Below are 13,782 nucleotides of genomic sequence, written 5' to 3'. Positions count from 1 at the left end.
GGGTCCTCGGATGCGCGGGGTGCGATGTGGCGCCCCGCGCACCCGAGGGCTCGTCGGCGGCCGGCTCAGTCGAACTCGTCGACGAGGGCGAACAGTTCCTCGTCGGTGGCCGAGTCCAGGTCGTCGTCGCCGCTGTCGGCGGGAGCGGAAACCTGGGCCGCCGTGTCGGCGGCGGCGAGGAGTTCCCGCAGCCGCGCGGTGATCCGGTCGTGGGCGTCGCGGTCTCCGGCGACGGACTCGATGACGGTCCGCAGCCTGGCCAGTTCGGTCAGCACCGGCTCGTCGGGTGTGGTCTCCTCGACCGCCAGCTGCCCGGCCAGGTAGCCGGCCACGGCCCTGGGCGTCGGATGGTCGAAGACCAGGCTGGCGGGCAGGCGCAGGCCGGTCTCGGCACCCAGCCGGTTGCGCAGTTCGACGGCGGTCAGCGAGTCGAAGCCGAGTTCCTGCACCGGGCGGTCGGCGTCGATCGCCGCGTGGTCGGAGTGGCCGAGCACGGCGGCCACGCGGGCCCGCACCAGGTCGGTGAGGAGCCGGTCGCGTTCGGCGGCGGACAGCGGCGCGAGCCGGTCGGCGAGCGTGGGACCGCCGTCCGCGGCGGGCCCGGCGGACGCGGCGGACGCGGCGGGCTTCCTGACCCGGGTGCGTACGAGTCCGCGCAGCACCGCCGGGATCTCGTCGGCGGCCCGGTCGCGCAGCGCGCGCAGATCCAGCCGGGTGACGCCGAGTACGCTCTCGCCCGCCGCGGGCGCGGCGTCGAGGAGGGCCATGGCGTCGTCGGTGGCCAGCGGCAGCAGCCCGGAGCGGGCGAGGCGGCGCAGGTCGGTGTCGGCGAGGTGCCCGGTGATGGTGCTGGACTGGTCCCACAGGCCCCAGGCGAGGGACAGCGCGGGCAGGCCGTGGGCGCGGCGGTGGGCGGCGAGGGCGTCCAGGAAGGTGTTGCCGGCGGCGTAGTTGGCCTGGCCGGCAGTGCCGAGGAGGCCCGCGATCGAGGAGTAGAGCACGAAGGCGTCGAGGCCGAGGTGGCGGGTGAGGTCGTGCAGGTGCCAGGCGGCGTCCGCCTTGGGCCGCAGCACGGCGTCCAGCCGCTCCCCGGTCAGGCCTTCGAGGGTGGCGTCGTCGAGGACGCCGGCAGTGTGGATGACGCCGGTCAGCCGCGGGCCGACGCGGTCGATCAGCTCGGCGAGCTGGGCCCGGTCGGCGACGTCGCACGCCTCGACCGCCACCTCGGCGCCCAGTGCACGCAGCTCGTCGGACAGTCCGGCGGCGCCCGGCGCCTGCGGACCGCGCCGGCTGACCAGCACCAGCTCGCGCACCCCGTGCTCGGTCACCAGGTGCCGGGCCAGGACGGCGCCCAGGGTGCCGGTGGCGCCGGTTACCAGGACCGCGCCCCGGTCCCAGCGCGGCAGCGGCTCCTCGGAGCGGCGGACCCGGGCCAGCCGGGGCACCAGGAGGTCCGTTCCGCGCAGCGCGCTCTGCGGTTCGCCGCCGGCGGCCACGCGGGCCAGCGCGGCGCCGAGTCCGGCGGGGTCGGTGTCGGGGCCGGCGTCCAGCAGCTGGACGCGGCCGGGGTGTTCGGACTGCGCCGAGCGCAGCAGACCCCACAGCGGGGCGTGCGCCAGGTCGGTCACGTCCTCGCCGGGCGCGGTCGCGACGGCGCCGCGGGTCACCGCGAGGAGGCGGGTGGCGGTGAGCCGGTCGTCCGCGAGCCAGGCCTGGACGTCCGTCAGCGCGCTCCGCAGCGCCGCGCGCGCGGCCTCCGGCAGTTCGTCGGCCGTTTCGCCGGTGCACGGCAGGACCAGCACGGCGGGCGCCGGTGTGCCCGCGTCCAGCGCGCCGCGCAGCGCGGCGAGGTCCGGGTACGCGGTGGCGCCGGTCAGGCCCAGGGCGGCGGAGCCCGGCTCGCCGACCACGGCCCATCCATCGGTGGTCGCTTCCGGCGCGTCGCCGGTCAGCGGTGTCCAGTCGACCCGGAGCAGGCCGTCGGGCTGCGCGGACGCGGCGGACAGGGCCTCGGCGGACAGCGGGCGCAGCGTGAGGTCGTCGACGGTGACGAGCGGGATGCCCGTCTCGTCGGCGACGGTCAGCGCGGCGACCGGGGAGTCGGTGCCGGTGACGGCGAGCCGCACCCGCAGCGCCGAGGCGCCGGTGGCGTGCACGGTGACGCCGGACCAGGAGAAGGGCAGCAGCGGCTGTCCGCCCTCCCGGGCGACGCCTGGCAGCAGGGTGTGCAGGGCGGCGTCAAGGAGCGCCGGGTGGACGGTGAACCGGGCGGCGTGCCGGTGCTGGTCCGCGTCGAGCGCCACCTCGGCGTAGAGGTCGGTGCCCGCCGTCCAGACGCGGCGCAGGTTGCGGAAGGCGGGCCCGTAGGCGTAGCTCTGGGCCGCGAGCCGGTCGTAGGCGCCGGTCAGGTCGGTCTCGGCGGCGCCGGGCGGCGGCCAGGCGGCGAGCGTGGCGGCCGGGGCGGGGGTGTCCTGGGGGTGCAGCGTGCCGTGGGCGTGCAGGGTCCAGTCGTCCGCCGGTCCGTCCTCGGGCCGGGAGTGGATCCGCACCGGCCGGTTGCCGTCGGCGTCGGCTGCGCCCACCGTCACCTGGAGCCGTACCGCGCCGCGTTCGGGCAGTGTCAGCGGGGTGGCGAGGGTGAGGTCGCCGACGGCCGGGGTGCCGGTGCGCTCGCCGGCGGCGAGGGCCATCTCCAGCAGGCCCGTGCCGGGCACCAGGACGCTGCCGGCGACGGCGTGGTCGGTCAGCCAGGCGTGGGTGTGGCGGGAGAGGCGTCCGGTGTAGACGTGCTCGTCGCGGTCGGCGAGGGACACCCCGGCGCCGAGCAGCGGGTGGTCGGCGGCGGCCAGCCCGAACCCGGCGGCGTCGCCGACGGTGGCGGGCGCGTCGAGCCAGTACCGCTGCCGTTGGAAGGCGTAGCCGGGCAGTGCGGTGCGCCGTGCGCCGGGGAACACGGTGTCCCAGCGCGGCCGGACGCCGCGCGCGGCGAGCAGGCCGAGTGCCGTGGTGAAGGTGCGGTGCTCGGGCCGGCCGCGGCGCAGCGCGGCGGTGACGGTGCCCGCCTCGGCGGTGAGCGACTGCTGGACCAGGGCGGTCAGCACGCCGTCCGGGCCGAGTTCCAGCCATTCGGTGACGCCGTGCTCCTCCAGCAGCCGTACGCCGTCATAGAAGCGGACGGCCTCCCGGATGTGCCGCGCCCAGTACTCGGGTGAGGCGAGCTGCTCGGGGGTGGCGAACTCGCCGGTGACGTTGGAGACGACCGGGATGCGCGGGGCGTGGAAGGTGAGTCCGGCCGCGACGGCGCGGAACTCGTCCAGCACCTCTTCCATGTGCGGCGAGTGGAAGGCGTGGCTGACGGGGAGGCGCTTGGTGCGGCTGCCGCGGGCGCGGAACTCCTCCGCGAGGGCGTCGACGGCGTCGGCGTCCCCGGAGATCACCGTGGCGCGGGGCCCGTTGACGGCGGCGACGGACACCCGGCCGGCGTACGGCGCGAGGAGCTCGCGCACCTCCTCCTCGGTGGCCTCGACGGCGGCCATGGCACCGCCTTCGCGGGCCGTCTGCATCAGTCGGCCGCGTTCGGCGACGAGGACCGCGGCGTCCGCGAGGTCCAGCACCCCGGCCAGGTGGGCGGCGGTGACCTCGCCGATGGAGTGGCCGAGCAGGTGGTCGGCGGTGATGCCGTGGTGCTCGGCGAGCCGGTACAGCGCGGTCTCCACGGCGAACAGCGCGACCTGGGTGAACGCGGTCTGGTCGAGCAGCGCGGAGTCGGCGGAGTCCTCGGGGGCGAACAGCACGGTCTTCAGCGGCCGGACCAGCGTGCGGTCGAGGTGGCCGCAGATCTCGTCGAACGCGGCGGCGAACACGGTTGAGGACGCGTACAGTTCGCGGCCCATGCCGAGGCGCTGGGAGCCCTGCCCGGTGAGCAGCACGGCGGTCTTGCCCGGCCGTCCGGAGGGGACGGTCAGCGCGTTCGGGCCGCTCTCGCCGCGCGCCAGGGCGGCGAGTCCGTCGAGCAGTTCGCCGCGGTCGGCGGCGACGACGACGGCCCGCCGGTCGTGCAGGGCGCGGGTGGTGGCCAGGGAGTGGCCGAGGTCGGCGAGGGGCACCTCGGGGTGCGCGGTGACGTGCTCGTGCAGCCGTGCCGCCTGGGCACGCAGGGCGTCCGGGAGGTGCGCGGAGAGCAGGTAGGGCGCGGTCCCGGGGGCCTGCGGCTCGCCCGCGGGGGCGGGGCCGTCCGGCTCCTCGATGATGACGTGGGCGTTGGTGCCGCTGATGCCGAACGACGAGACGGCGGCCCGGCGCGGGCGCTCGCCGCGCGGCCACTGCCGCTCCTCGGTGAGCAGTTCGACGGCGCCCGCCTCCCAGTCGACCATCGGTGTGGGCTCGTCCACGTGCAGGGTGCGCGGCAGCAGGTCGTTGCGCATCGCCTGGATCATCTTGATGACACCGCCGACGCCGGCGGCGGCCTGGGAGTGCCCGATGTTCGACTTCAGCGAGCCGAGGTACAGCGGCTCCCCGCGCTCCTGGCCGTAGGTGGCCAGCAGTGCCTGGGCCTCGATCGGGTCGCCGAGCCGGGTGCCGGTGCCGTGCGCCTCGACGACGTCCACGTCCGCCGGGGCGAGGCCCGCGCTGTGCAGGGCCTGCTGGATGACCCGCTCCTGGGAGGGGCCGTTCGGGGCGGTGAGGCCGTTGCTCGCGCCGTCCTGGTTGACGGCGCTGCCGCGCAGTACCGCAAGCACCTGGTGGCCGTTGCGGCGGGCGTCGGACAGCCGCTCGACGAGGAGCAGGCCGACGCCTTCCGACCAGCCGGTGCCGTCCGCGCCGGCGGCGAAGGACTTGGAGCGCCCGTCGGGGGCCAGGCCGCGCTGGCGGGAGAACTCGATGAAGACGTGCGGTCCGGCCATGACGGTCACACCGCCGGCGAGGGCGAGGTCGCACTCGCCGTTGCGCAGGGCGTTCGCCGCCAGGTGCAAGGCGACCAGGGAGGACGAGCAGGCGGTGTCGACGGTGACGGCGGGACCCTCGAAGCCGTAGGTGTACGACAGCCGGCCGGAGACGACGCTGGACAGGTTGCCGGCGAGCAGGAAGCCCTCGTACTCCTCGGGGCTCGCCGCGAGCCGGGAGACGTAGTCGTCGTACATGGCGCCGGCGAACACGCCGGTGCGGGAGCCGCGCAGGCCGGCGGGGTCGAGGCCGGCGCTCTCGAAGGTCTCCCACGCGGTCTCCAGCAGCAGCCGGTGCTGCGGGTCCATCGCGGTCGCCTCGCGCGGGGAGATGCCGAAGAACTCGCGGTCGAAGAGGTCGGCCTCGTGCAGGAAGCCGCCGTGGCGGACGTACGAGGTGCCGGTGCGCTCGGGGTCCGGGTCGTAGAGGGTCTCCAGGTCCCAGCCGCGGTTCTCCGGGAAGGTGCTGATGGCGTCCCGGCCCTCGGCGACCAGCCGCCACAGGTCCTCCGGCGAGCCGATGCCACCGGGATAGCGGCAGGCCATGCCGACGATGGCGATCGGTTCGTCGGCCGCGGCCCGCCGGGCCGGGCGGGCCGGGACGGCGGCGGCGACGCCGGTCAGCCGGGACAGCAGGTATTCGGCGACGGCCTGCGGGGACGGGTGGTCGAAGACCACGGTGGCGGGCAGCCGCAGCCCGGTGGCCGCGTTCAGGCGGTTGCGCAGCTCCACCCCGGCGAGCGAGTCGAAGCCGATCTCCTTGAAGGCCCGCTGCGGGTCCAGGCGCCGCGGGTCGGAGTGTCCGAGGACGCCGGCGACCGTTCCGCGCACCAGGTCGAGGACGGTCTCGCGGCGCTCGTCCTCGGGCAGCGCGGCGGTGCGCGTCGACCAGTCGGAGCCGCCGCCCGCCGAGGCCGCGGCGGCGGCGCGCCGGGGCCGGGTGCGGACCAGGGCCCGCAGCAGGGCGGCGGGTTCGGTGCCGGCGGCGCGCAGGGCGGCCAGGTCGAAGGCGGCGGGCACGCGCAGGGCCCGGCCGCCCGCGAGCGCCGCGTCGAACAGGGCGAGGCCCTGCTCCGGGGTGAGCGGCCGGATGCCGGCCCGGCTCCAGCGGGCCAGGTCGGCCTCGCCGAGGGTGCCGCCCATGCCGTGCGTGGCGTCCCACAGTCCCCAGGCGAGCGACAGCGCGGCCAGGCCGTGGGCGCGGCGGTGGGCGGCGAGGGCGTCCAGGAAGGCGTTGGCGGCGGCGTAGTTGGCCTGGCCGGCGGTGCCGAGCAGACCGGAGACGGAGGAGAACACCACGAATGCGGCGAGGTCCAGGTCGCGGGTGAGGTCGTGCAGGTGCCAGGCGGCGTCGGCCTTGGGCCGCAGGACCCGCTCCAGCTGTTCGTCCGTCAGGCTCTCCACGGTGGCGTCGTCGAGGACGCCGGCGGTGTGGACGACTCCGGTCAGCCGCGGGCCGACACGGTCGATCAGCTCGGCGAGCTGGGCGCGATCGGCGACGTCGCACGCCTCGACCGCCACCTCGGTGCCCAGTGCACGCAGCTCGTCGGACAGTCCGGCGGCGCCCGGCGCCTGCGGACCGCGCCGGCTGACCAGCACCAGCTCGCGCACCCCGTGCTCGGTCACCAGGTGCCGGGCGAAGAGGGCGCCGAGTCCGCCGGTGCCACCGGTGATCAGCACCGCTCCGTCGGCGAGCCGGTCGGGCAGCTGTCCGCCGGCCGCCGCCCGGACGAGCCGCGGGGCGAGGAACGAGCCGTCGCGCACCGCCAGTTGCGGCTCTCCGGCCGCGAGGGCGGCACGCAGCAGCGGGGCGTCGTGGCCCGGTCCGCAGGCGCGTACGCCGTCGGTGCCTGCGTCGGTGTCCGCGTCGGTGTCGACGAGCACGATGCGGTCCGGGTGCTCCGACTGGATCGTGCGGGCGAGGCCCCACACGGGGGCGGCGGCCAGGGACCGGATGTCCTCGCCGGGTGCCGCGGCGACCGCGCCGCGGGTGACGACGACGAGCCGCGTGTTCTCGTGTCGGGGGTCGGCGAGGAAGCGCTGGACGAGGCCGAGGAAGGCGCTCGCCGTGCGGCGCGCGGCAGCGGCGCGGTTCGCGCCGGGCTCGGTCGCGAGCAGGTCGGGGCGTACCACCAGGGCGTCGGCCTCGGGGAGTTCGCCGTCCGCCGCCTCCGCGAGAGTGAGGTCCGGTGCGTCGGGCACGGTGACCGGCTGCCACTCGATGTCGTGAAGCGCGTCGGTCGGGCGGGTGATGGCAGCGGCAAGCTGGTCGCGGGCGATGGGCCGCAGGGTCAGCCGCTCCAGGGAGAGCACGGGCGCGCCGGCCGGATCGGCGGCGGTGAGGGCGTAGCCGTCGGCGCCGGCGGGGGTGATGCGCACGCGGAGCGTGGTGGCGCCGCCCGCGTGCAGGGTGAGGCCGGACCAGGCGAAGGGCAGCCGGATGGAGTCGGCGCCGCTCTCCGTGCCGGCGGCGTGCAGGACCAGCGGGTGCAGCAGCGCGTCGAACAGCGCCGGGTGCAGGGCGTACCGGTCGGCGCCGGCGTGCTGGTCGGCGGGCAGCGCGACCTCGGCGTACAGCTCGTCGCCGGACCGCCACAGCGCGGTCAGCCCCTGGAAGACGGGTCCGTAGCCGTAGCCGAGGCGGGCCAGCCGGTCGTAGACGCCGTCCAGCGGTTCGGCGGTGGAGTGCGCGGGCGGCCACTCGGCCGGTACGCCGGCGGGGGCGGCGCCGGCCGGGCCGGCGCCGAGGACGCCGGAGGCGTGCCGGGTCCAGGTCTCCGGTTCGCCGGACCCGGCGTCGGGGCGGGCGTACACGCCGAAGGTGCGGGCGCCGGAGGGGTCCGGGCCTCCGACAGCGACCTGGACGCGCACCGGGGTGTGCTCGGGCAGCACCAGCGGGGCCTCCAGGGTCAGCTCGTCGACCCGGTCGGCGCCGAGGCGCCCGCCCGCCGCGAGGGCGAGTTCGAGGAAGGCGGTGGCGGGCACCAGGACGGTGCCGCCGATGGCGTGGTCGGCGAGCCAGGGGTGGGTGTCCGTGGAGAGCCGGCCGGTCAGGAGCAGGTCGTCCTGGCCCGCGACGTCCACCGCGGTGTGCAGCAGCGGGTGGTCGGCGGGGTCCAGGCCGAGGCCGCGGGCGTCGGTGGGGCTGTCCGGGGCGAGCCAGTAGCGGCTGCGCTGGAAGGCGTAGGTGGGCAGGTCGACGCGGCGGCCGCCGGGGTGGAAGGTGGTGGCGTCCAGGGGCGCGCCGTGCGCCCAGGCGAGGGCGAGCCCGCCGGTGAACGCGTCCGCTTCGGGCCGTCCGGTCCGCATCAGCGGGACAGCGGTCACGGTGTCGCCGAGCGCGGCGCGGGTGAGGGAGGTCAGGACCGGGTCGGGACCGGCCTCGGCGAAGACGTTCACGCCGTGCCGGGCGAGGGTGCGCACCGCGTCGAGGAAGCGGACGGGGCGGCGGATCTGCTCGGCCCAGTAGTCCGGTGAGGTGAGCTGCTCGGCGGTGGCCACGTCGCCGGTGACCGTGGAGACGACCGGGATGCGCGGCGGGCGGAGGGCGAGGCCGGCGGCGACCGCGCGGAACTCGTCGAGGACGTCGTCCATGTGCGGCGAGTGGAAGGCGTGGCTCACCTGGAGCCTGCGGGTCCGCCGGCCGCGGGCCTCCCAGCGCGCGGCGAGTTCCGCGGCGGCGTCCTCGTCGCCGGAGACCACCACGGAGGTGGGGCCGTTGACGGCGGCGAGGGCGAGCCGGCCGGTCAGTTCCGCCAGCTCCGGGGCGAGTTCCGCCTCTTCGGCCTCGATGGCGACCATGGCGCCGCCGGGCCGCGCGGACTGCATCAGCCGGCCGCGCGCGGCGACCAGCTTCGCGGCGTCCTCCAGGGTGAGCACCCCGGCCACGTGCGCGGCGGTGACCTCGCCGATCGAATGCCCGGCCAGCAGGTCGGGCACCGTCCCGTGGTGCTCGGCGAGCCGGAACAGGGCGGTCTCCACGGCGAACAGGGCGGGCTGCGTGTAGGCGGTGCGGTGCAGCGGTTCCGCCTCGGGGCTGCCCTCGGCGGCGAACATCACCTCGCGCAGCGGGCGGTCGAGGTGTGGGTCGATCGCGGTGAACACCGCGTCCAGGGCGGCGGCGAACACCGGTGAGGACGCGTGCAGTTCGCGGCCCATGCCGAGGCGCTGGGCGCCCTGGCCGGTGAAGAGGAACGCGGTGCGGCCCGCTCCGGCGGCGCTGCCGGTGACCACGTCCGGCGTGCTGCCGCCGTCGGCCAGGGTGGCGAGGGCGGCGGTCAGCGCGTCCGGGGTCGCGCCGGTCAGGACGGCGCGCTCCGGCAGGGCGGTCCGGGTGGCGGCGAGGGACCAGCCGATGTCGGCGGGGTCGGCGCCGGTGATGGACTCGCGCAGGCGGGCCGCCTGGGCGCGCAGTGCCTCGGGGCTGTGCGCGGAGAGAAGCCACGGGCCGGCGGGAGCCTCGCCCGCGTCGGCGGCGGGGGGCTCGGTGGTGGCCGGTGCCGTGGGCTCGGGGTCCGCTTCCTCGATGATGACGTGGGCGTTGGTGCCGCTGATGCCGAACGACGAGACGGCGGCCCGGCGCGGCCGGTCGCCGCGCGTCCACGGACGTTCCTCGGTGAGCAGTTCGACCGCGCCGGCGGTCCAGTCGACGTGCGGCGAGGGCTCGTCGACGTGCAGGGTGCGCGGCAGCAGGTCGTTGCGCATCGCCTGCACCATCTTGATGACACCGCCGACACCGGCGGCGGCCTGCGCGTGCCCGATGTTCGACTTCAACGACCCCAGGTACAGCGGCTGTTCACGCTCCTGCCCGTAAGTCGCCAGCAGCGCCTGGGCCTCGATCGGGTCGCCGAGCCGCGTACCCGTGCCGTGCGCCTCGACCGCGTCCACGTCCGCCGGCGCCAGCCGCGCATCGGCCAGCGCCTGCCGGATCACCCGCTCCTGCGAAGGACCGTTCGGCGCGGTCAGACCGTTGCTCGCACCGTCCTGATTCACCGCGCTGCCACGGACCACGGCGAGGACGCGGTGCCCGTTGCGCCGCGCGTCCGACAACCGCTCCACCACGAGCAGTCCGACGCCCTCCGACCAGGAGGTGCCGTCGGCGGCGGCGGCGAAGGACTTGGAGCGGCCGTCGGGGGCCAGGCCCCGCAGGCGGGAGAACTCCACGAACATGCCCGGCGAGGACATCACGGTCGCGCCGCCCACGATGGCGAGGGTGGTCTCTCCCGAGCGCAGTGAGCGCACGGCCAGGTGCAGGGCGACCAGGGAGGAGGAGCAGGCGGTGTCGACGGTGACGGCCGGGCCGACCAGACCGAGCTGGTAGGCGATCCGGCCGGACAGCACGCTCGGCGTGGTGCCGGTCAGCACGTGGCCCTCGACGCTTTCCGGGGCATCGTGCATGCGCGGCCCGTACTCCAGGGCGGTCGCGCCGACGAACACGCCGGTTCGGGTGCCCTTGAGCGCGGCGGCGTCCAGGCCGGCCCGCTCGACGGCCTCCCACGCGGTCTCCAGCAGCAGGCGCTGCTGCGGGTCCATGGCCAGGGCCTCACGCAGCGAGATGCCGAAGAACTCGTTGTCGAACAGGGCGGCGTCGTGCAGGAAGCCGCCGTCGCGGACGGTGCTGTGGCCGCCGGCGGCCGGGTCGTTGTCGTAGAGGCCGGGGTCCCAGCCGCGGTCGACGGGGAAGCCGGATATGGCGTCGCCGCCCTCGGCGAGCAGCCGCCACAGGTCCTCCGGCGAGCCGACGCCGCCCGGGTAGCGGCAGGCCATGCCGACGATCGCGATGGGCTCGTCCGCGCCGGCGGCCGGGGCGGTGACGTCGTCCGCCTCGGCGGCGCCGGTCTCGGCGAGCCGGGAGTCGAGGTGGGCGATCAGGGCGGCGGGGGTCGGGTGGTCGAAGAGGAGGCCGCCGGGCAGGCGCAGGCCGGTGGCGGCGGACAGCGCGTCGCGCAGCTCGACCGACATCAGCGAGTCCAGGCCGAGGTCCTTGAACGTGGTGTGCAGCTCGACGCGGCGGTCCGGGCCGTACTCCAGGACGGCCGCGACGCTGTCGAGGACGACGGCGGTGGTGTCGGTGCCGGCGGCGGGGGCCGGCTGCTCGGCGGTCTGCGGCAACACGGCGGCGGCACGCGCGGGGCCGCCGATCCAGTGGCGCTCCCGCTGGAAGGCGTAGGTGGGCAGCGGGACGCGTCGGCCGCCCGCCTGGGCGTGGACGGCGGCCCAGTCCACGTCGGTGCCGCGGGTGAAGGCCTGGGCCAGCGCGGTGAGCAGGGTGCGCGGCTCGGGCCGGCCGGAGCGCAGCGCGGCGATCGGCGCGACGGCGTCGGTGCCCTGGAGGCAGTCGGCGGCCATCGTGGCGCAGACGGCGTCGGGGCCCAGCTCCAGCAGGGTGGTGGCGCCCGCGGACTCCAGCGCCCGCACGGCGTCCAGGAACCGCACGGGGCGGCGTACCTGCTCGACCCAGTAGCCGGGCGAGCTCCACTCGCCGGGGGCGACGGGGCGGCCGGTGACGGTGGAGACGGCGGCGACGCGCGGCTCGTGGAAGGTCAGCTGTTCGGCGAAGCGACGGAACTCGTCGAGCATGGGCGCCATCAGCGGCGAGTGGAAGGCGTGCGAGACGGTCAGCCGGCGGGTGCGGCGGCCGTCGGCGGCGAGCCGGTCCGCGATCCGGGCGACCTGCTCGGCGGCGCCGGAGATCACCACCGAGCGGGGCCCGTTGACAGCGGCGACCGCGACCTCGTCCTCCAGGCCCGCGAGCAGCGGCAGCACCTCGGCCTCGGCGGCCTGGACCGCGACCATGGCGCCGCCCGCGGGCAGCGCCTGCATGAGCCGGCCGCGCGCGGCGACCAGCTTGGCGGCGTCCTCCAGGGAGAACACCCCGGCGATGTGCGCGGCGGCGATCTCGCCGATGGAGTGCCCGGCGACCAGGTCGGCGCGCACGCCCCAGCCGGCCACCAGCCGGTGCAGGGCCACCTCGACGGCGAACAGCGCGGGCTGGGTGTAGCCGGTGTCGTCCAGGCCCTCGCCGGAGTCGACGACCTCGGCGAGCGGGCGGTCCAGCAGCGGTGCGAAGTGCGCGCACACCTCGTCGAAGGCGGCGGCGAACGCCGGGAAGGCGGCGCGCAGTTCGCGGCCCATGGCGATGCGCTGCGCGCCCTGCCCGGTGAACAGCAGGGCGGTGCGGCCGGGGCCGGCGGCGCCGGTGACGACGTTCCGGGCGGGCGTGTCGGCGGCCAGCGCGTCCAGCCCGGTCAGCATGCCGTCCCGGTCGTCGGCGAGGACGACGGCGCGGTGGGTGAACACGGTGCGGGTGGCGGCGAGGGAGAAGCCGAGGTCGGTGGCGTCCGCGTCGCGGTCGGCGGCGAACTCGCGCAGCCGGCCGGCCTGCGCGCGCAGCGCGTTCTCGCCGCGGGCGCTGACGACCCAGGGCAGCAGGGCGGCGCCGCCCACCAAGGTTCCGTCCCGCTCCGGGACGCCGTCCTCCTGCCGGGCACCGGACGCCGCGGGCGTGTCCGGCGCCTCCTCCAGCACCACGTGGGCGTTGGTGCCGCCCATGCCGAAGGAGGAGACGCCCGCGATCAGCGGCTGGTCGGGCGCGGGCCAGCCGGTCAGCTCGCGCTGCACCCGCAGGCCCAGCTCGGCGAGCGGGATGGCCGGGTTCTCGGTGCCGAAGTTCAGGCTCGGGGGCAGCTCGCGGTGCGAGAGCGCGAGCACGGTCTTCACCAGGCCCGTGATGCCGGCCGCGCCCTCCAGGTGGCCGACGTTGGTCTTGACGGAGCCGACGTGCAGCGGCCGGTCGCCGGTGCGGGCGGCGCCGAGCACCGCGCCGAGCGCGGCGGCCTCGATGGGGTCGCCGACCGGGGTGCCGGTGCCGTGGAGTTCGACGTACTGCACGGTGGCGGGGTCGATGCCGGCCCGCTCGTACGCCTCGCGCAGCACCCGCTCCTGCGAGTCCTGGCCGGGGACGGTGAGGCCGGGTGTGGCGCCGTCGTTGTTCACGGCGCTGCTGCGGATCACGCCGAGCACGGTGTCGCCGTCGGCGAGTGCGCGGGACAGCGGCTTGAGGACGACGGCGGCGCCGCCCTCGCCGCGGACGAACCCGTTGGCGCGGGCGTCGAAGGTGTAGGTCGTGCCGTCCGGCGACAGGCCGCCGAAGCGCTCCTCGGTGACGGCGCCCTCGGCGAGGATGTTCAGGTTGACACCGGCGACGATCGCCGCGTCGGACTCGCCGGAGCGCAGCGACTCGCAGGCGAGGTGCACGGCGACCAGGGACGACGACTGGGCGGAGTCGACGGTGAGGCTCGGGCCGTTCAGGCCGAGGTGGTAGGAGACCCGGTTGGCGATGACGCCCCGGTTGACACCGGCCATGGTGTGCTGGGTGACCGCGGCGGCGCCGTGCTGGTAGAGCAGGGCCGCGTAGTCGTCGCGCAGAGTGCCGACGAACACGGCGGTGCGGCTGCCGCGCAGGGCGGCGGGCACGATACCGGCGTGCTCCAGTGCCTCCCAGGCGAGTTCCAGCACCAGCCGCTGCTGCGGGTCCATGGTGACGGCCTCGCGCGGCGCGATGCCGAAGAACGCGGCGTCGAAGGTGTCGATCCGGTCGAGGAAGCCGCCGCGGCGCATCCCGGGGACGGTGCCCTCGGGGGTGTCCTCGCCGATCGCGGAGCGCCAACGGCCCGCGGGGACCGGGGTGATGACGTCCGAGCCGGTGCGCAGCAGCTCCCAGAACGCCTCGGGCCCGTCCGCGCCCGGCAGGCGGCAGGACAGGCCGACGACCGCTATCGCCTCGCCCTCGCCGCCACCCGGCACGGCTGTTTCCACGTTCCGCTGATTCGTCATCGTG

General features: G+C 76.4%; 1 protein-coding gene. It reads right to left on the bottom strand.

Annotated elements, in window-relative coordinates; translation table 11 throughout:
* Window positions 1–65: 65 nt before the first annotated feature.
* Window positions 66–13,778, bottom strand: coding sequence for a type I polyketide synthase (locus tag ACZ7D7_RS14060; protein ID WP_470824405.1), 13,713 nt, complete (start codon window positions 13,776–13,778; stop codon window positions 66–68).
* Window positions 13,779–13,782: the final 4 nt, after the last annotated feature.

The sequence above is a fragment of the Streptomyces sp. NPDC037054 genome (genome assembly GCF_055606745.1).
This window is presented reverse-complemented; position numbering and strand designations above follow the sequence as displayed.

What these genes read in the sequence shown, in the direction of transcription:
- ACZ7D7_RS14060 (WP_470824405.1), bottom strand. Translation starts at nt 13,778, where the DNA reads ATGACGAATCAGCGGAACGTGGAAACAGCCGTGCCGGGTGGCGGCGAG.